The organism is Rhodanobacter panaciterrae, from assembly GCF_014651895.1.
Classification (GTDB): Bacteria; Pseudomonadota; Gammaproteobacteria; order Xanthomonadales; family Rhodanobacteraceae; genus Rhodanobacter; species Rhodanobacter panaciterrae.
This window is the reverse complement of the sequence record NZ_BMXT01000001.1, coordinates 1,670,933-1,690,659: the sequence shown is the minus strand read 5'-3', so window position 1 is coordinate 1,690,659 and position 19,727 is coordinate 1,670,933. Positions and strand designations below refer to the sequence as shown.

At 64.3% G+C, this 19,727-nt stretch carries 12 protein-coding genes; 8 read left to right on the top strand and 4 right to left on the bottom strand.

The features are described 5' to 3' along the window. Positions 1-47: 47 nt before the first annotated feature. Positions 48-3,224: a multidrug efflux RND transporter permease subunit gene (locus tag IE071_RS07850; protein WP_189440540.1), complete on the bottom strand. Its 3,177-nt coding sequence runs from the start codon at positions 3,222-3,224 to the stop codon at positions 48-50. Between the two features lie 13 nt (positions 3,225-3,237). Further along, a complete protein-coding gene (locus tag IE071_RS07845; protein ID WP_189440539.1) occupies positions 3,238-4,422 on the bottom strand; it encodes an efflux RND transporter periplasmic adaptor subunit in 1,185 nt (394 codons plus the stop codon). A 561-nt stretch (positions 4,423-4,983) separates the two neighbouring features. On the opposite strand from IE071_RS07845, the gene IE071_RS07840 reads away from it, so the two are divergent. From IE071_RS07840 to IE071_RS07825, 4 genes are all read left to right on the top strand, one after another. Continuing rightward, positions 4,984-9,912 (top strand): NAD-glutamate dehydrogenase, encoded by a 4,929-nt coding sequence (locus tag IE071_RS07840; RefSeq protein WP_189440538.1) that lies wholly within the window; start codon positions 4,984-4,986, stop codon positions 9,910-9,912. 105 nt (positions 9,913-10,017) lie between these two features. Beyond that, positions 10,018-10,779, top strand: a complete 762-nt coding sequence (locus tag IE071_RS07835; RefSeq protein WP_189440537.1) for an NAD kinase — start codon at positions 10,018-10,020, stop codon at positions 10,777-10,779. A 62-nt stretch (positions 10,780-10,841) separates the two neighbouring features. Then, entirely contained in the window at positions 10,842-11,777 is a 936-nt protein-coding gene (locus IE071_RS07830) for a 5'-nucleotidase (RefSeq protein WP_229792796.1), read from the top strand. Between the two features lie 61 nt (positions 11,778-11,838). Continuing rightward, positions 11,839-12,213 carry a VOC family protein gene (locus tag IE071_RS07825; RefSeq protein ID WP_229792795.1) on the top strand — a complete coding sequence of 125 codons (375 nt, stop codon included), beginning with the start codon at positions 11,839-11,841 and terminating at the stop codon, positions 12,211-12,213. Between the two features lie 55 nt (positions 12,214-12,268). Here IE071_RS07825 and IE071_RS07820 read toward each other — a convergent pair whose 3' ends face one another. Then, on the bottom strand, positions 12,269-13,147 hold the full coding sequence (locus IE071_RS07820; protein ID WP_189440536.1) for a DMT family transporter: 879 nt from the start codon (positions 13,145-13,147) through the stop codon (positions 12,269-12,271). 116 nt (positions 13,148-13,263) lie between these two features. On the opposite strand from IE071_RS07820, the gene IE071_RS07815 reads away from it, so the two are divergent. From IE071_RS07815 to IE071_RS07800, 4 genes are read left to right on the top strand one after another with little or no spacing between them, the layout of a single operon-like run. Then, complete coding sequence (locus IE071_RS07815) at positions 13,264-14,433, top strand: acyl-CoA dehydrogenase family protein (protein WP_189440535.1); 1,170 nt, start codon at positions 13,264-13,266, stop codon at positions 14,431-14,433. Between the two features lie 17 nt (positions 14,434-14,450). Beyond that, entirely contained in the window at positions 14,451-14,993 is a 543-nt protein-coding gene (locus IE071_RS07810) for a GNAT family N-acetyltransferase (RefSeq protein ID WP_189440534.1), read from the top strand. Positions 14,994-15,002: 9 nt separating this feature from the next. Continuing rightward, the gene (locus tag IE071_RS07805; RefSeq protein WP_189440533.1) at positions 15,003-15,605 is read left to right on the top strand and encodes a glutathione S-transferase family protein; all 603 of its coding nucleotides are present in this window, start codon (positions 15,003-15,005) and stop codon (positions 15,603-15,605) included. Between the two features lie 43 nt (positions 15,606-15,648). Then, positions 15,649-17,919: a thiamine pyrophosphate-dependent enzyme gene (locus IE071_RS07800; RefSeq protein ID WP_189440532.1), complete on the top strand. Its 2,271-nt coding sequence runs from the start codon at positions 15,649-15,651 to the stop codon at positions 17,917-17,919. Between the two features lie 9 nt (positions 17,920-17,928). Here the strand turns inward: IE071_RS07800 and IE071_RS07795 are convergent, their stop codons facing one another. Beyond that, positions 17,929-19,683, bottom strand: a complete 1,755-nt coding sequence (locus IE071_RS07795) for a sensor domain-containing diguanylate cyclase (RefSeq protein ID WP_189440531.1) — start codon at positions 19,681-19,683, stop codon at positions 17,929-17,931. Between the last annotated feature and the right edge of the window lie 44 nt (positions 19,684-19,727).

Below are 19,727 nucleotides of genomic sequence, written 5' to 3'. Positions count from 1 at the left end.
CGTTTACGAGCTCAACCCTCTCCCAGGCAGGGAGAGGGCGTCATGACTCAATGCTCGCGATGCGGATCCGAATTGAACGACTGCATGCCGTTATTACTTTGCGTGGCAGGCGGTGCATTGCCGTCCAGCTTGTCACCGAGCAGGCGCCGCACCACCACGTAGAACACCGGGATCAGCAGCACGCCAAGGAAGGTGGCGAACAGCATGCCGCCGATCACGCCGGTACCGATGGCGTGGCGTGCGTTGGCGCCGGCGCCGCTGGAGATGAACAGCGGGAACACGCCGAGGATGAAGGCCAGCGAGGTCATCAGGATCGGACGCAGCCGCAGTCGAGCTGCGGTGACCACGGCGTCGCGCAGGCTCTTGCCGCCCTGTTGCTGCTCCACCGCGAACTCGACGATCAGGATCGCGTTCTTCGCGGCGAGTCCGATCACCGTGATCAGGCCGATCTTGAAATAGATGTCGTCGGGCAGCCCGCGCAGCAGGGTGAACACCACCGTGCCGAGCAGGCCCAGCGGCACCACCAGCAAGACCGCGACCGGAATCGACCAGCTTTCGTACAGGGCGGCCAGCGCCAGGAACACGATCACGATCGACAGCACCATCAACAGTGTGGCCGCATTGCCGGACAGGATTTCCTGGTAGGACTGGCCGGTCCAGTCGGAGCCGAAGCCCTTGGGCAGGTCGTCGCTGACGATCTTCTGCATCTCGTTCATCGCTTCACCGGAGGCGTGTCCCGGTGCCGGCGAGCCGACGATCTCGACCGCCGAATAACCGTTGTAGCGGGTCAGCGAAGGTGAAGCGACATCCCAGCGTGTGTGTACCACATTCGACAGCGGGATCATTTGCGGCGTGCTGCTGCCGGTGGCTGTCGGGCCTGGCGTGAAAATGTGCTCCAACGCTTCCGGGCCCATGCGGTAGGAGGCATCGGCCTGCATGATGACGCGCTTGACGCGGCCGCCGTAGGTGAAGTCGTTGACGTAGATTGGTGCCAGCATCAGGCCGATCGCGTTGTAAATATCGCCGACTTGCAGGCCCATCGCCTGCGCCTGCACGCGATCCACGTCGAGGTGCAGCTGCGGCGAGTCTTCCAGCGAGTTGGGACGTACGCCGGTCAACACCTTGTTTTGGCTGGCCTTGCTGAGCAGCGTGTTGCGCGCCTGGGTGAGCACGTCGCGACCTGCGCCGCTACGGTCCTGCAGGTACATGTCGAAGCCGCCGAACTGGCCCAGACCCTGCACCGTGGGGATGTTGGCCACGAAGATGCGGGCATCGTGTACCTGCTGCATCTCGCCGTTCGCGCGCTGGATGAACTGCGCGGCAGTCACGTCGCGCTTGGCCCAATCCTTGAGCTTGATGAAGGCCATGCCGGCGTTCTCGCCCGAGCCGATGAAGCTGAAACCCGTGACCTGCAGCACGCCTTCCACCGCGCTGTCCTTGTTGAGGATGTCACGCATCTGTTTCATCACTTCGCTGGTGCGCTGCTTGGTGGCACCCGGTGGCAGCTGGATCACCGACAGCGCATAACCCTGATCTTCTTCCGGCAGGAAGCTGCCGGGCAGGCGGGTGAACAGGAAGCCGCCGAGCACCGCGACCAGCACGAAGGCCAGCATCCAGCGCGGAGCATGCCGCACCGCGCCGCCGACGTGGCCGGTATAGGTGTGCGTGACCCAGCTGAAGAACTCGTTGAACTTGCGATAGACGATGTTCTTTTTCTTGTGATGTTCCGGCTGCAGGAAGCTGGCGCACAGCGCCGGCGTGAACGACAGCGCGAGGAGCGCGGAGAAACCCATCGACACGGCGATGGTCAGCGCGAACTGCTTGTAGATCACACCCGAGGCGCCTGGCTGCAGCGACGACGGCACGAACACCGCTGCCAGCACCACGGTGATCGCCACGATGGCGCCGGTAATCTGGCCCATCGCCTTGCGCGTGGCTTCCTTCGGCGACAGGTGTTCCTCGGTCATGATGCGTTCGACGTTCTCGATCACCACGATCGCGTCATCCACCACGATGCCGATCGCCAGCACCATGCCGAACAGGGTCAGCTGGTTGATGGTGAAGCCGAGCACCAGCATGCCGAGGAAGGTACCGAGCAGGGCGACCGGTATCACCAGGGTCGGGATGATCGTGGCGCGGATGTTCTGCAGGAACAGCAGCATCACCAGGAACACCAGGACGATCGCCTCGACTAGGGTGTGCACCACCTCGTCGATCGAGATCTTGACGAAGCTGGTGCTGTCGTACGGACTGAACCAGCTCACACCTTGCGGGAAGCTGGGGGCGAGCTCGTCCATCTTGGAACGCACGGCGGTGGCCACGTCTAGTGCGTTGGCGCCGGGCAGCAACTGGATCGCGAACGCGCCGATCGGCTTGCCGTCCCACTGGGTGTCGAAGCCGTAGTTGCCAGGACCGAAGTCGATTTTCGCCACGTCGCCAAGCTTGACCGTGGTGCCATCCGCATTGGCGCGCAGGATGATGCCGGCGAACTGGTCAGGCGTTGTGAAGCGGCCCTCGGTCGAGACCGTAGCGGTGAAACCCTGCCCGGCCGGGGCTGGGTCGGCACCGAGCGAACCGGCGGCGAACTGCACGTTTTGCGCCTGGATCGCAGCGAGCACCTGGGTGGCGGACAAGCCGTAACCCTGCAATTTGTCTGGGTTCAGCCAGATTCGCATCGCGTATTCGGCACCGAACTGCTGGGTGCTGCCGACGCCGGGCACGCGTGAGATCTGATCGAGCACCTGCGCGCCGACGATGTCGTTGAGGCGGTCGCGGTTGATGCTTGGATTGTCCGATTTCAGTGCCACCACCATCAGGAAGCCGGCATTGGCCTTGGCCACCACCACGCCTTGCTGGGTCACATCGGATGGCAGGCGCGGCGTGGCCAGGGCGACCTTGTTCTGCACCTGCACCTGGGCGATGTCCGGGTTGGTACCGGTTTCGAAGGTCAGCGTGATGCTGGAGCGGCCGTTGGCGCTGGACGACGAATTGAAATACAGCAGGTGATCGATGCCGGTGAGCTGCTGCTCGATCACCTGGGTGACGGTTTTCTCGGTGGTGTCGGCGCTGGCGCCGGGGTAGGTCGCACTCACCGTCACCGACGGGGGGGCGATGTTGGGGTACGACTCCACGCCCAGATTGAGGATGGCGAGTACGCCGCCCAACGAGATCAGGATGGCGACCACCCAGGCGAAGATCGGGCGGTCGATGAAGAAACTCGGCATGGTCTGCGCTCCGTTACTTGCTGCTCGGGGCGGAGCCCGGAGCAGTGGCGGAGGAAGTGCCGCTGGCAGGCGCGGCATGCCACGGGCTGGCCTTGGCCGGCGCGCCATCCTTCACGTTCTGGATGCCCGACACCACCACCTGATCGCCAGCGCTGAGACCGTCGGTGACCACCCAGTTGCCACCGCTCATGTCGGTCGTGGTGACATTCTTGCGCGCCACCTTGCCGTCGTTGCCGACAGTCATCACATAGGCGCCCACGGTGTCGCGCTGCAACGCCAGCTGCGGAATCAGGAACACCTTGTTCTGCTGGCCGAGGTTCGCTTTCAGCGTCACATACATGCCGGGCAACAGGCTGTGTTTCGGGTTCGGAATGGTCGCGCGCAGGTTGACCGAGCCGGTGGCCGGGTTGACCGTGGTATCGGAGAAATTCAACACGCCCGGCTCGCCGTACGCGCTGCCGTCGGGCAGGGTGACCTGCACGCTGGCCTGGTCCGGTTCGGCGAGAGTGACGTTGCCACTGCTCTGCGCATGGCGCATCTGCTCCATCGAGGCCACGCTCATGGTGAAATTCACGTACAGCGGGTCGATCTGGTCGATGGTGGTGAGCAGGGTTGCTTCACCGTTGCCGACCAGTGCGCCCTCGGTGACCTGCTGCTGGCCGGCGCGACCATCAATCGGCGCAGTCACGTCGGCATAGCCCAGGTTGATGCGGGCGCTCTGCACATTGGCTTGTGCCGCCTGCACCGCGGCGGCGGAGGTGCGTTCGGCGGCCAGCGCGTTATCCAGATCCGACTTGGAAACGTAGCCCTTCGGCGCCAGCTCGCGTACGCGCTGCGCGGTGATCTTGTTGTTGGTATAGGTCGCCTGCGCCTGCGCCTGCGCTGCCATGCTGGCATTCAATGCGGCTTTCAGCGGCGCCGGATCGATCTGGAACAGCAGCTGGCCTTTCTTTACGTCGGTGCCTTCGTCGTAATTGCGCTTGAGCAGCACGCCCGGCACGCGGGCACGCACGTCGGCGCTGCGATACGACGACAAGCGGCCGACCAAGTCGCGGGTCAGTGGCGAATTTTGCGGCTGTGCCGTGAACACGCCCACTTCCGGCGGCGGCATCTGCGGCGGTCCTTGTTCCTTGCTGCAGGCAGCCAGCACCAGCAGGCTCAGGCACAACAAGGGTGTGCGCAGTGATGAGGACTTCATGGGAGCTCCAGGACTTGCTTGATCGGGGAATGGGGGTGAGGCGGGAAGCGCTACGGCAATTCAGGAAACCAGATACCGCATCGCGACCTTGGTGTCTTGTGTCATAGGTTGGCCGGACCATCGAAAGTCCGCGAAATTCAATGCCGGTGCGGCCACGAAAAGCATGCGGCCAGGCGCCCGGTCATCAGACTATACCGACCAGTTTACATTTTATCGGCGACAGGAATCCAGCCATTGACACGCATGCCGAAGCTGTGGGCACACCAGTCGAAGGCATTTTTCCGATGTTGCGTCGGAGCTGTCGCCGATGCGCAAGGTCCGAAATGTGTCGGTGCCATCGCGATGGTCATGACGCGTCGGAGGCATCGCGCAGCGTATCGGCATGGCCTCGTCGAGAAGTTGTTGCGTGATCCGCGAAAGGCATCGCGATTCATCCGATCCATGCGCGTGGGCATGGTGCAGATCGGGCTGCGCGGGTGGATTCGCCTTGCCTCGCAGCGTATCCTTTCAAGGCTTTTTAGCTCCATTCTCAAACCTTGTCTCCACTGACCAGTAGATGCCATGAATGCGACCCATGCGGCGAACGATTCCTCCCTTCCGTCTGTAGTACTTGCAGAGCTGAAAAAGGGCGGTTTGTCGCCCCAGCGTCTGAGCGAGGCACAGGTTTTCAGCCAGGCATTCTTCGCGCGCGTCAGCAGCAGCGATGCGACCCTGCATACGACGATGCAATGGGCGGCACTGGTCGGCAGCCTGCTGGAGTTCATGCAACAGCGCGAGCCTGCGCGCGCCACGGTGCGCGTGCTCAGCCCGGCGGACGTCAATGCCGGCCGCAGCCTGCTGCAGATCGTCACCGACGACATGCCGTTCCTGATCGACACGGTCAGCATGATCGTGTCGGCGAAGCTGCAGATCCATGCAGTGATCCATCCGGTGTTGAAGGTGGCGCGCGATGCATCTGGCCAGCTGCAGGGTCTCGGCGACGAAGCGGGCGCATCCGAATCCATCATGCATTTCGAGATCGACCGGGTCGCCGACGCCGCCGAACAGGCGCAGCTGAAGGCGCAGGTCGAGACCGCGCTGGAAGACGTGCGGTTGGCGGTGGACGACTGGGCCGCGATCCGCAACAAGGCGCTGGCGATCGCCAACGAACTACCGCAGCGCCAGCTGCCGCTGGATGCCGCATCGGTGCAGGAAGCCAGCGAGTTCATGCGCTGGCTCGCCGACGACAACTTCACTTTCCTCGGCTATCGCGAATACGAAGTCGCCGATGCCGATGGTGATCGCGTGCTGCGCGCGGTCGATAACTCAGGCCTGGGCATTCTGCGCAACAGCGAGAGTTCGATGGCGCCGCGCTCGTTGCGCACCCTGGCTGCCAGCGAGTTGCCGCAGTCCGGTTCGACCGACGCGATCATCCTGACCAAGACCAACGCGCGTTCGCACGTGCACCGCGCCGGCTACATGGATTACATCGGCGTGCTTCAGTTCGGTGCGAACGGCCGCGCGGTGGCCGAGCAGCGCTTCCTCGGCCTGTTTTCCTCCAATGCCTACATGGCGCGTCCGCAGGACGTGCCGCTGGTGCGGCACAAGGTCGAGGCGGTGCTGGCACGTTCGGGCCTCAAGCGCGACTCGTATTCCGGCAAGTCGCTGCGCCATATCCTGGAGACGCTGCCGCGCGAGGAACTGCAGCAGAGCAACGAGGACGAGTTGTTCGCCACCGCGATGGGCATCCTCGAACTGCGCCAGCGTGCGCACACGCGGCTGTTCATGCGGCGTGACCGCTACGGTCGTTTCTTCAGCTGCATGGTGTTCGTGCCGCGCGACCGCTTCAACACCTCGGTGCGCGAGCGCATCGAGAACCTGCTGGGCACGGCCCTGCATGCCGAGCAGAGCGATTCGTCGGTGCAGATGGGCGAGGCTGCGCTGGCGCGACTGACCATCGTGGTGCGCCCGAAGATCGGCGACCAGCCCACGTACGACCTGGCGGAGCTGGAGCAGGGTGTCGCCAGCATCGTGCGCAACTGGCACGACGAGGTGCGCGATGCCCTGGTACAGCAGCGCGGCGATCATGAAGGCGTGGTGCTGGCCAATCGTTTTGCGAAGTCGCTGCCGGCCGGTTACGTCGAAGAGGTGAGTCCGGCGGTGGCGGCCGAGGACGTGCATCAGCTGTCGCTGCTGGATGGCGACAATGCGTTGCGGATGTCGTTCTATCACCCGCCGAAAGCGCCGGAGAGCTTGCGCTTCAAGGTCTACCGCTCGGGTGGCGACATCGCACTGTCCGAGGTGTTGCCGCAGCTGGAGAACCTCGGCCTGCGCGTGCTCACCGAGCATGTCTACGACATTCCCGGCGACGCGCCGCGCTCGATCCAGGATTTCGAAGTGCAGCCGGTCGGCAAGCTCACCTTCAGCGTCGAGCAGGTCGGTGCGTTGTTCGAGGATGCGTTCGAGCAGATCTGGCGCGGCAATGCCGAGAACGACGGTTTCAACCGGCTGATTCTCGGCGCCAAGCTCAACTGGCGTCAGGTGGCGATGCTGCGCGGTTACTGCAAGTACCTGCTGCAGACCGGTGCCACGTTCTCGCAGACCTACATGGAAGAAACCCTCAACCGTTATCCGGCGGTCGCCGGACTGCTGGTGGAGCTGTTCCTGGCCAAGTTCGATCCGCGCCGCGAGGCGTTGTCCGCGGACGAATTGAAGGCGGCGGGCGCCACCCTTGCGGCCGAGATGCAGGCGCTGATCCCGGCCAATGTGCAGGCTGCGCAGCCGGCGCTGATCGATGGTCTGAGCGCGGCGTTGTCCAAGCCGCGCGACGAGCAGATCCAGATCGTCGAGAGCGCGATCGGCGTGCTGCTGGAGAACGTCGCCAGCCTCGACGAGGACCGCATCCTGCGCAGCTTCGTGGGGCTGATTCGCGGCACCCTGCGCACCAGCTTCTTCCAGAAGTGGGACGGCGCGTATCGCGACTACATCAGCTACAAGCTTGACTCGCACATGGTGCCCGAGCTGCCCAAGCCGGTGCCGTACCGCGAGATCTGGGTCTGCGCACCGCGCGTCGAAGGCATCCACCTGCGCTTCGGTGCGGTGGCGCGTGGCGGTCTGCGCTGGTCCGATCGTCGCGAGGATTTCCGTACCGAGGTGCTGGGCCTGGTCAAGGCGCAGATGGTCAAGAACACGGTGATCGTGCCGGTTGGCTCCAAGGGTGGCTTCTTCGTCAAGAAGGCGCCGGTCGGGGGTGATCGCGATGCGCAGCTGGCCGAGGGCATTGCCTGCTACCGCCTGTTCATCAGCGGCCTGCTCGACATCACCGACAATCTGGTCGAAGGCAAGGTGGTGAACCCGCTCGACGTGGTGCGCCACGATGCGGACGATCCCTACCTGGTCGTCGCTGCCGACAAGGGCACCGCCACATTCTCCGACATTGCCAACGCGATCTCGATCGAGCACAACTACTGGCTCGGCGATGCGTTCGCTTCCGGCGGCTCGCACGGCTACGACCACAAGGGCATGGGCATCACCGCGCGCGGCGCGTGGGAGTCGGTCAAGCGCCACTTCCGTTCGCTCAACCGCGATTGCCAGACGCAGGACTTCACCTGCGTCGGTATCGGCGACATGTCCGGCGACGTGTTCGGCAACGGCATGCTGCTGTCCGAGCACACCCGACTGCTGGCCGCGTTCGATCATCGTCATGTGTTCCTCGATCCGAATCCGGATACCGCACGTTCGTTCGCCGAGCGCGCGCGCATGTTCAAGCTGCCGCGTTCGAGCTGGGACGATTACGACAAGTCGCTGATCTCCGCCGGCGGTGGCATCTACCCGCGCAGCGCCAAGTCGATCCCGATCTCGCCGGAAGTGCGCGCGGTGCTGGGCCTCAAGCCCGAGGTGACGCAGCTGGCGCCGACCGACCTGCTCAGCGCGATCCTCAAGGCGCCGGTCGACCTGCTGTGGAACGGCGGTATCGGTACCTACGTGAAGTCGACTGCCGAGACGCATGCCGATGTAGGCGATCGCGCCAACAACGCACTGCGCGTCAACGGCGGCGAGCTGCGCTGCAAGATCGTCGGTGAGGGCGGCAACCTGGGCATGACCCAGAAGGGCCGCATCGAGGCAGCACAGCACGGTGTGCTGCTCAACACCGACTTCATCGACAACTCTGCCGGCGTGGATACCTCCGATCACGAGGTGAACATCAAGATCCTGCTGAACGATGCGGTGCAGCGTGGTGAGCTGAGCTTCGATGCGCGCAACACCCAGCTCGCTGCGATGACCGACGAGGTCGGCCAACTGGTGCTGTGGGACAACTACCGGCAGAACCAGGCGATCACCCTGATGGAGCACCAGTCGGTGAGCCGCCTCGGTTCGATGGCGCATTTCATCCGCACGCTGGAAGCCGAAGGCACGCTGGATCGCCAGGTCGAGAACCTGCCGTCCGAAGCCGAGCTGACCGAGCGCAAGACGCGCGGTCTGGGCCTGACCCGGCCGGAGCTGGCGGTGCTGCTGTCGTACGACAAGATGCGCCTGTTCCAGCAGCTGCTGGATTCCGACGTGCCGGAAGACCCGTACCTGTCCAAGGAGCTGGTGCGTTACTTCCCGGAGCCGTTGCACGTGAAGTACGCCGAGCACATGCAGCGCCATCGCCTCAAGCGCGAGATCATCGCCACTGCGGTGACCAACTCGACGATCAACCGCATGGGCGCCACCTTCATGATGCGCATGCAGGAAGATACCGGCCAGGGTCCGGCGGCGATCGCCAAGGCGTATACCGCGGCGCGCGAGATCATCGAGGCGCGCGAGCTGTGGACGCAGATCGAAGCGCTCGACAGCAAGGTCGCCGAGGACACCCAGCTCGACGCGATCAAGCAGGTCTGGTCGCTGCTGCGTCATCTGACCCGCTGGCTGCTGAATCGTCCGGGTGGTTCGCTGGACATCGCCGCCAACGTCGAGCGCTATCAGGCGGGCGTGTCGGCCCTGCGCAAGGCGTTGCCGGACGTGTTGACGCCGACCGGCAAGGGTGATTTCTCATGCACCCAGGAGAAGTGGGAAGGTCTCGACCTGCCCGCCGACCTGGCGCTGCGGCTGGCCCGCTTGCCGGAGCTGCGCGCCGCGCTGGACATGGCTGAAGTGGCGCAGCAGAGCGGTCAGCCGATGGAGAAGGTGGCTTCGGTGTTCTTCGAACTGGGCGAAGCGCTTGATCTGGAATGGCTGCGCAGCCAGATCGAGGTGCTGCCGGTCGAAGGTCATTGGCACGCACAGGCCCGCGGCTCGCTGCTGGATGAACTCAACCACCAGCACCGCGCGTTGGCCCTGCAGGTGCTGAGCCTGACCGGCGAACGCAAGGACATCTCGCCGGTGCAGGCGTGGCTGCAGCGCGACGATGCCACGCTGCAGTACACCCGCAGCATGCTGGCGGAAATCCTCACCCAGAACGCCGACTACCCGATCGCCTCGGTCGCGGTACGCCGGTTGGCCCAGCTGGCGCAGGTGCCGGTGAACTGAGCCAACGCGGGTTGAGGGTGTGAACCATGAAGGCGCAGGATCAGACATGGTCTTGCGCCTTCATGCTGTGTAATCTCGGCTGACCTTCGCCACGGATCCTCGCGCATGCGCTTTGCCTTCGTCGCCAGCGATACCAGCGTCGCCCAGCAGGCGCGGCGCAAACTGGTGGACCGCTACGGTGATGTGCCACCGGAGCAGGCCGAGTTGATCGTGGCGCTGGGCGGCGACGGTTTCATGCTGCGCACCCTGCATGCGTACCGGGCCCTGGAAGTGCCGGTTTACGGCATGAAGCTGGGCCGGGTCGGTTTTTTGATGAACAAGCACAAGCTCGACGGCTTGCCGGAGCGAGTCGCACGCGCGCATACGGCGTCGTTGTTCCCACTGCAGATGCAGGTCACCGATGCGGCCGGCAACGAGCACACGGCACTGGCCTTCAACGAGGTGTCGTTACTGCGCCAGAGCAACCAAGCGGCCCATCTCGAAGTGCAGCTCAACGACACCGTGAAACTGGCGACCCTGGTCTGCGATGGCATCCTCGTGTCCACGCCGGCCGGCTCCACCGCGTACAACCTGTCCGCGCACGGGCCGATCCTGCCGCTGGACGCGAACGTGCTGGCGCTCACCCCGATCAGCCCGTTTCGCCCGCGCCGCTGGCGCGGCGCGATCTTGCCGCATCGCACCGAAGTGATCCTGCGCGTGCTCGATCCGGCCAAGCGCCCGGTCAGTGCGACCGCCGACTTTCACGAAGTGCGTGACGTGCAAACGGTATCGATCAGACAGTCCGGTGGGCAGGGCGTGCGCCTGCTGTTCGATCCTGAGCACAACCTCGAGCAGCGCATTCTTGATGAGCAGTTCGCGGCGGAATGAAATTGGCTGCGTGCTAGATTGATCGGCAACGATCCATCAACGATCCGCATGTGACACTACCTGTGAACAAGCTGAACTCATCTGCCGACGCTCAAGATCCAGCCGCTGCTGGCGATCAGCGGTTGGTGGTTGCGATCTCCTCGCGTGCGTTGTTCGACCTCGGCGACAGCCATGCGCTGTTCGAGCGCGATGGCCTCGACGCCTATCGCTCGTTCCAGATCGATCACGAGAACGAAATCCTGAAACCCGGCGTGGCGTTCCCGCTGGTGCAGAAGCTGCTGGGACTCAACAAGCTGGCCGGCGACGTGCCACCGGTCGAGGTGATCCTGCTGTCGCGCAACTCCGGCGACACCGGCCTGCGGATCTTCAACGCGATCCAGCACTACGGACTGGAGATCAGCCGCGCCGCGTTCACCAGCGGCGCACCGACCTCCGACTACATCGCGCCGTTCAAGGCCGACCTCTTCCTTTCCGCCAATGCAGAGGACGTCGGCCGCGCGCTCGCCGCCGGTGTGGCGGCCGCGACGATCCTGCCCAGCACAGCGCCGCCACGCGCCAGCGAGCAACTGCGCATCGCGTTCGACGGCGATGCGGTGATCTTCGGTGACGAGGGCGAGCGCGTGTCGCGCGAGGAAGGACTCGAAGCATTCCATCGCAGCGAAACCGAACACGCCGCCGAACCACTGTCGGTCGGCCCGTTCCGTGGCTTTCTCACCGCCTTGCATCGGCTGCAGGCGGCATTCCCGGCCGAGAACTCACCGATCCGTACCGCGCTGGTCACCGCGCGTTCCGCGCCCGCGCACAAGCGGGTGATCCTCACCCTGCGCAAGTGGGGCGTGCGCATCGACGAGGCGTTGTTCCTCGGTGGCCGCGACAAGGGGCCGTTTCTCGATGCGTTCGGCGCCGATATCTTCTTCGACGACTCACCGGCGAACGTGGAGTCGGCGCGCAAGCATGTGGCGACGGGGCATGTGCCGCATGGAGTGAGCAATCGGTGAGCGCACGGATGAGTCCGAGCTACGCGCTGAACTGTTCGCGGCATTGATCCGAGGTCACCACATGACCACGATCCTGCAGAACCATTACGTGCTGGCGGTTCACGACGTACGCGTTTCGGCAGCGTTTTATGTCGACGTGCTGGATTTTCGCATCGTCGCCGAGCCACCGGGCTGGATCTTTGTGTGCCGGGACAACTGCATGATCATGCTGGGCGAATGCCCCGACGACCTGCCACCGGCCGAGCTCGGTTGCCACAGTTATTTCGCCTACCTGCGGGTCGACGATGCGGATGCCTGGTATGCGCAGTGCAAGGCGCGTGATGCCGAGTGTCTGGGCGGGATCGAAGACAAGCCATGGGGCATGCGCGAGTTCGGGATCAGGACAACGGATGGCCACCGTCTGATGATCGGGCAGATGATTTCGCCGAAGGACTGATTCGCCAGGCCAGGTCATCGCATCGAGCCGCGAGTCGACGACTTCGATGGATTTGTTACAGGATCATCCGGGCCCGCTTCCACCACAGGGTGACCTGTTCTTCGCGCACCAGGGTAAACAGCCCGGCGCCAAGAATGATCGCGATGCCGACGGCCATCGGCCAGTCGAGCTGGTCGTGGAACAGCACGTAACCCAGGAACACGGCCCACAGCATCTGGCTGTACTGGGTCGGCGCGACGTGGTTGGCTGGGGCTTTCTGCGTGGCCAGCATCAACAGCACAGCGGCGAGCGCCGCTAGCAGGCCGTAGCCGAGCAGGAGCAGCCACTCATGCATGTCTGGCCAGTGGAAATCGGCAAGCATCAGCACGCCGGTGAGCAGCATCGGGCCGATCACGCCGGCGCTGTACAAGGTGATGCGCTTCTCATGCGGGCCGGCCACGCGCAGGGCGATCATCGAGACGGCGCCGGCGAGCGCGCAGATGGCGGCGGCCAGGTGACCGATGCCGAGCGCGCGGAAACCCGGACGCAGCACCACCAGCACTCCGATGAAACCGGCCACCACCGCCGACCAGCGACGCCAGCCGACGTGTTCCTTCAGCAGCACCACGGACAGGATGGTCACGAAGATCGGCAACAGGAAGATCAGCGCAAATGCCTCGGCCATCGGCAGCGCAGTGAAGGCGATCACGGCGGCGATGCTGCCCACGGCACCGGCCACGGCGCGCACCAGGTACAGGCCGGGGCGCTGGGCGACCAGCACTTCGCGCCAGCGGTCGCCGCGGGTCTTGATGAACGGCAGCGCGAACAACCCCAGCGTGGCGCCAAAGAACACGGCCTCGTAAGCCGGCAGCGAGCCTTTCAGCGACTTCACGAAGGCGTCGCTGAGGGCATAGGCCGCGAATGCCATGAAGCCGAGAAGTACACCTTTGAACATGAATTTCCGGTACTTGGGGATGGGCGGGGGATGCCGGAATCGCCACACTTGGTCCTGTGCGTCCTCGGGTCCCGCGCTACAATAACGGTTTTTACGCGCCCGTCTCCGGAGCTTCCATGGCTGTCAGTCTGAATCCGCTCGATCTGTACGATGTCCGCTCGCTGCTCTCCGACGAGGAGCGCATGGTGCAGGACTCGGTTGGCCGTTTCGTCGACGAACGCGTACTTCCGATCATCGGCGACTGCTTCGACCAGGGGCGTTTCCCGACGGAGCTGATTCCGGAGATCGCCGGTCTCGGCCTGCTCGGCGCGACGATTCCCGAGGAGTACGGCGGCGCCGGCATGAACGGGGTCAGCTACGGCCTGATCTGCCAGGAACTGGAGCGCGGCGATTCGGGCCTGCGCAGCTTCGCCTCGGTGCAGAGCTCGCTGTGCATGTATCCGATCTACGCCTACGGCAGCGAAGAGCAGAAGAAGCACTACCTGCCGCAGATGTCGGCCGGCGAAGTGATCGGCTGCTTCGGCCTGACTGAACCGCACGGCGGCTCCGATCCGGCCAACATGAAGACCAATGCCAAGAAGGACGGCGGCGACTGGATCATCAACGGCGCCAAGATGTGGATTACCAACGGCAACCTCGCGCACATCGCGATCGTGTGGGCGCAGACCGAGGACGGCATCCAGGGCTTCGTGGTGCCGACCGACAGCGCCGGCTTCAAGGCACAGGAAATCCACAAGAAGATGAGCTTGCGCGCCTCGGTCACCAGCGCGCTGTTCTTCGACAACGTGCGCGTGCCGGACAGCGCGCGGCTGCCGAACGTGAAGGGCCTGAAGGGGCCGCTGGGCTGCCTCACCCAGGCGCGTTATGGCATCACCTGGGGCCCGATCGGCGCTGCCCAGGCCTGCCTGAAGGAAGTGCTCGATTACACCAAGGAGCGCATCCTGTTCGGTCGTCCGCTCGCGTCCAACCAGGCGGTGCAGCTGAAGATGGCTGACATGGCCCGTCGCATCACTGGCGCGCAACTGATATCGCTGCAGCTCGGTCGCCTGAAGGATGCCGGCAAGATGCAGCCGACCCAGGTCTCGCTGGCGAAGTGGAACAACTGCCGCATGGCGATCGATATCGCGCGCCAGTGCCGCGACATCCTCGGCGCCGCCGGCATCACCACCGAACATGGCGCGATCCGCCATGCGCTGAACCTGGAATCGGTGATCACCTATGAAGGCACCGAGACCGTGCACGAGTTGGTGGTCGGCCGCGAGCTGACCGGCATCAACGCATTCTGAAGCGGAGCGTCGCGCACATGGATTCCGATTCGCTGCGCATCGAGACCGATCGCCTGATCCTCCGTCCCACCCGAGTGGAGGATTTCGACGCCTACGCGGCCAACATGGCGGATGCTGAGGCTGCGCACTTCATCGGCGGCCAACAGAGTCGCGCCGCCGCTTGGCGCGGGTTTCTGAGCATGGCCGGCGCCTGGTCGATGCAGGGTTTCGCGATGTTCTCGGTGATCGAGAAAAGCAGTGGTCAATGGATCGGCCGCCTCGGACCATGGCATCCGGTCGACTGGCCCGGCACCGAAGTGGGCTGGGGTCTGGCACGTGCGGCGTGGGGCAATGGCTACGCGCTGGAAGGCTGCATCGCGGCGATCAACTGGACCTTCGACCAGCTGGGATGGAGCGAGATGATCCACTCGATCCATCCCGACAACCACGCTTCGCAGGTGCTGGCGAAACGGCTCGGCTCGACCTGCCGCGGCCCGGGCAAGCTGCCCGCTCCGTACGAGGATTCGCCCACCGAGATCTGGGTGCAGACGCGCGAGCAATGGCGTGCGCGGCCACGCTGAGTGATGACGATGCTGACTATCTATGGCATGCGCGCTTCCGGTAACTGCTACAAGCTGCAGTTGCTGCTCGATCAGCTCGGTCGGGAGTACCACTGGGTCGATGTGGACAGTGCGCATGGTGAGACACGCACGCCCGACTATCTCGCGAAGAACCCGAACGGCAAGGTGCCCTTGCTGGAACTGGACGATGGCCGCCGGCTGGCCGAGTCCGATGCGATCCTGTGTTATCTCGCCGAAGGCACCTCGTTTCTGCCGAGCGACAGCTGGTTGCGCGCACAGACGCTGCAGTGGCTGTTTTTCGAGCAGTACAGTCATGAGCCTTGCATCGCGGTGGCGCGCTTCATCCGCGGCTGGCTGCCGGCGGAGCATCCGCGTCAGGCCGAAGTGCCGGCGTTGTTGCAGAAAGGCGCGCAGGTGCTGGCGGTGATGGAGCAGCATCTGGCCGGGCGCGAGTGGTTCGTCGGCGAGCACTACGGCATCGCTGACATCGCGCTGTACGCCTATACCCATTGTGCCGGCGACGGCGGCTTCGAACTGGCCGATTTTCCGAATATCCGTACCTGGCTCGCTCGCGTGCAGGCGCAGCCTGGTCATACCCCGATGCAGCGCTGAAATCGTTCAACAACCCCATCTCCCACTTTTCGATACCGAGCCCATGTCCATTCCGTTTGCCATCAGCGCCCGCCACAAGGGCTTCAACCGCGCCGAGATCGTCGATCAGAACTTCGTCGAGTTCGTGCAGTTGTGGCAGGGCGAAGTGCACACCGCACCGCGCGACAACGAAGCCGTGTTGCCGGGCAGTGCACTGGATGCACGCGGTTTTCGTGAGCTGTTGGAATCGCAGCTGATCTCGCGTCACCTCGACCTGATGGCGCGCGTGCTGCGCGTGCAGAACAAGGTGTTCTACACGATCGGTTCGTCCGGTCACGAAGGCAACGCGATGGTGGCGCGGCTCACGCGGCATACCGATCCGGCGTTCCTGCATTACCGCAGCGGCGGTTTCATGGCCGAGCGTTTCCGCAAGTTGCCGGGCATGGATGCGGTGATGGATTCGGCGCTGAGCTTTGCCGCCAGCAAGGACGATCCGGCTTCCGGCGGTCGTCACAAGGTGTGGGGCAGCAAGCCGTTGTGGGTATTGCCGCAGACCTCGACGATCGCCTCGCACCTGCCCAAGGCACTCGGTACCGCTGTGGCTATCGAGCAGGCACGGCGGATCGGTCATCAGCTGCCGATTCCTGATGACTCGATCACGATCTGCTCGTTCGGCGACGCCTCCAGCAACCATGCCACCGCGCAGACCGCGTTCAACACCGCCGCGTGGACGGCGTACCAGAAGCTGCCTGCGCCGGTGTTGTTCGTGTGCGAGGACAACGGCATCGGCATCTCGGTGAAAACGCCGAGCGGCTGGGTCGCCAGCAATTTCCAGCATCGTTCCAACCTCGATTATTTCTTCGCCGACGGCCTCGATCTGGCCGAGGGCTACGCGCAGGTGCAGCGCGCGGTGGAGCATTGCCGCACGACGCGCCGACCGACCTTTTTGCACCTCAAGACCACCCGCGTGATGGGTCATGCCGGCACCGATTTCGAGATCGAGTGGCGCAGCATCGAGGAACTGTTCGCGGTGGAGGCGAGCGATCCGTTGCTGCGTTCGGCCGGCATCGCGCTGGAGTCCGGCCTGTACTCGAAGGACGAGCTACTGAATCTGTACGAGGCCACTCGCAAACGTTGCTTCGCTGCCGCCGAGGATGCGGATTCGCGCCATCGTCTGACTTCGCTCGAGGATGTGATGAAGCCGCTGGCGCCGTACACGCCGGCTGCCGTCAAGGCTGAGGCCACGCGTGCGGACTACGCCGAGAAGCGCCTCGCTGTATTCGGTGGCGAAGCGAAGTTGCCGGAAAACCTGTCGCCGCGGCACCTGGCGATCCAGATCGGCCAAGCGCTGCATGACTTGCTGGCGAAGTACCCGCAGGCATTGCTGTTCGGTGAGGACGTGGCGCAGAAAGGTGGCGTGTACACCGTCACCAAGGGTCTCAACAAGACCTTCAAGGGCAGCCGCGTGTTCAACACGCTGCTCGATGAGACGATGATCCTCGGCCTGGCCCAGGGCTACGCCAACATGGGCATGCTGCCCATGCCGGAGATCCAGTACCTGGCGTATTTCCACAACGCCTGCGATCAGATCCGCGGCGAAGCGGCGTCGCTGCAGTTCTTCTCGAACGATCAATACCGCAATCCGATGGTGATGCGAGTAGCTTCGCTCGGTTACCAGAAAGGCTTCGGCGGCCACTTCCATAACGACAACTCGATCACCGCGCTGCGCGACATTCCCGGTCTGGTGGTCGGTTGTGCCAGCCGCGGCGACGATGCGGCGACGATGTTGCGCACGATGATGGCGCTGGCGAAAGTCGATGGCCGCGTGTGCGCGTTCCTCGAACCGATCGCGCTGTACATGACCAAGGATCTGTACGAAGCCGGCGATGGCCAGTGGCAGTTCGACTATCCGGCGCTGGATCAGGCGATGACCCTGGGCGAGGGGCGCATCTACAACGAGACGGCGAACGACCTGGTGGTGTTCACGTTCGGCAACGGCGTGCCGATGGCGCTGCGTGCCGCACGCACGATCGAGCAGGAGCACGGCTGGCAGGTACGCGTGGTCGACCTGCGCTGGCTGGCGCCGCTCAATGATGCCTTCATCGCCGCGCAGGCGAAGAGCGCCAAACGCATCCTGGTGCTCGACGAAGGGCGCAAGAGTGCCGGTGTGGGCGAGGGTGTGATCACCGCCATTGTCGAGGGTGGCTGCGGCGCCACGCCGATGCAGCGCGTGGTCGGCGCCGACACGTTCACGCCGCTGGCCGGCGCGGCCTTGCTGGTGTTGCCGGGTGAAGCCGAGGTGGTGGCTGCAGCGCGGAAGCTGGCGAAGCGCTGATACAGCGGCTCAGCTGTCGTGTTCGCGCTTTTCCACCACATACAGTCGCTGGTTGCGCGAGGCGTCCGATGACACGGTGTCGGCGTGCATGCAGACTCGATTGCGGCCATTGAGCTTGGCGTCGTACATGGCCTGGTCGGCGCGTTCGACGAGGGTCTCCACGTCGTCACCGTCCTGGCGGATGGCGACGCCGATGCTGATGCTCAGCAGCATCGATTCGTCACTGACCGGAATCTCCAGTCGATGCACGCGGCGGCACAAACGGGTCGCCACATGCATCGCTTGTTGCGGCATCGTGCCATCGAGCAGGGCAACGAACTCCTCGCCACCGTAACGGCCGAGCAGATCGGCCGGTCGCAATTCGGCGGCCAGCGCCTGGGCCACCGCAACCAGCGCGCGGTCGCCGGTGTTGTGGCCCTGGTGATCATTCAACAGCTTGAAATGATCCAGGTCGAGAAACAGCAGCGCGATGGGTCGTGGCGGTCCGTTAGTCAGCAAGGCACTGGCGCGCTCGGTCCATGCGCGGCGGTTGAGCACGTTGGTGAGCGCGTCGTGATCGGCCAGCACCTGCACGTTGTCGCGATCATGACGCAGCCTGAGTGCACGATCGGCAAGACCCAGCGACAGCACGATCGCCTCGAACGCGCCGCCGGCCACGCTGGCATCGTTGAGCCAGTCCAGCTGTGGCAGCGCGCCGCTGACCTGGGCGCTGGTCAACGCGGTGAGCAGCAGCAGCGGCGTCCAACCGGCCAGAAAAAACCACGCCTGACGCGAACCGCGTGCGGCGGCGACGCTTGCGGCGACCAGCAGCAGCGTGGCGCCGATCATCAGCAGCGGATTGAGCAGAACCTGCGCCACCTCGACCAGCAGCGCGATCTGGCTGCAGCGCATCAGCACCAGCTGGATCATGCCGATCGCCAGCGCCATGATCGGCACCCGCAGCAGCGGCGCGTAACGTTGCAGCTCGCAGAACCGCATCATGAACAGCGAAGCGAACGCCACCGACAACGCGACGGCGGCCGGGCCGACCATCAATGCCGTGCCGGACAACCAGCTCCATTCCAGCGGGTGAAACAAGAAGCCGGTCTGGATGCCCTGGATCAACGTGTAGCAGAGGATGTAGCCGGCGTACCAGGCATAGGTGACGTCGCGCAGCATCAACGCAAAACACAACGCCATCAGCACCATCGCCAGCATCACCGCGAAACAGGCGCTGGCGAACACAAGCCACTGCGCGTCCTGCTGCAGATATTCGCTCCAGGTCTGCAGCTGGAATCGCACCGGTGCACTCAGCGTCTGCGATGGCTCGAACCTGAGCAGGATCGGCGTGGATGCGGGCATCGTGAGGGGCACCCGAAAGGCCAGCTGGCCGTGGCCATGGGCCGGCGCGCTGAAATCGTCCAGTGCCAGCGACTGCGTTTCACCCTGGGCGAAGACGGTGACCGTGCTCAATGGCGGCGGATAGATCGTCAATACCCGCTCGCTGTTGTCCCAGGGTGGTTGCGCTGCGATGACCACCCAGCTGCCGGTGTCGCTGCGCGGAAACCGCTGGAGCAGGGAGGGATCGAAACTCTTGAGCAGGCCGGCGCGGTATTCGCTCAGCACGATTTGCGCGGTGTCATTGGTGCGGACTTCGCGCCAGGCGCCATTCAACGGGGCGGCTGCATGGGCCACGCCCATACCCAGCCACAACAGGCCGAGCGCAATACCGAGCCATGACCGCCTGCGGCGATCGGGTCCCGGTAATGCAATCAGCCTCTTCATCGGCATCTCCCCGCTCTGCCAATCCCGTTCGGGATGGCGAATGA

Excerpts from the sequence above, each read along its gene's own strand:
- IE071_RS07805 (WP_189440533.1), top strand. The coding sequence starts at position 15,003 with ATGCTGACTATCTATGGCATGCGCGCTTCCGGTAACTGCTACAAGCTG.
- IE071_RS07850 (WP_189440540.1), bottom strand. The coding sequence starts at position 3,224 with ATGCCGAGTTTCTTCATCGACCGCCCGATCTTCGCCTGGGTGGTCGCC.
- IE071_RS07795 (WP_189440531.1), bottom strand. The coding sequence starts at position 19,683 with ATGAAGAGGCTGATTGCATTACCGGGACCCGATCGCCGCAGGCGGTCA.
- IE071_RS07835 (WP_189440537.1), top strand. The coding sequence starts at position 10,018 with ATGCGCTTTGCCTTCGTCGCCAGCGATACCAGCGTCGCCCAGCAGGCG.
- IE071_RS07820 (WP_189440536.1), bottom strand. The coding sequence starts at position 13,147 with ATGTTCAAAGGTGTACTTCTCGGCTTCATGGCATTCGCGGCCTATGCC.
- IE071_RS07840 (WP_189440538.1), top strand. The coding sequence starts at position 4,984 with ATGAATGCGACCCATGCGGCGAACGATTCCTCCCTTCCGTCTGTAGTA.
- IE071_RS07825 (WP_229792795.1), top strand. The coding sequence starts at position 11,839 with ATGACCACGATCCTGCAGAACCATTACGTGCTGGCGGTTCACGACGTA.
- IE071_RS07815 (WP_189440535.1), top strand. The coding sequence starts at position 13,264 with ATGGCTGTCAGTCTGAATCCGCTCGATCTGTACGATGTCCGCTCGCTG.
- IE071_RS07800 (WP_189440532.1), top strand. The coding sequence starts at position 15,649 with ATGTCCATTCCGTTTGCCATCAGCGCCCGCCACAAGGGCTTCAACCGC.
- IE071_RS07845 (WP_189440539.1), bottom strand. The coding sequence starts at position 4,422 with ATGAAGTCCTCATCACTGCGCACACCCTTGTTGTGCCTGAGCCTGCTG.
- IE071_RS07810 (WP_189440534.1), top strand. The coding sequence starts at position 14,451 with ATGGATTCCGATTCGCTGCGCATCGAGACCGATCGCCTGATCCTCCGT.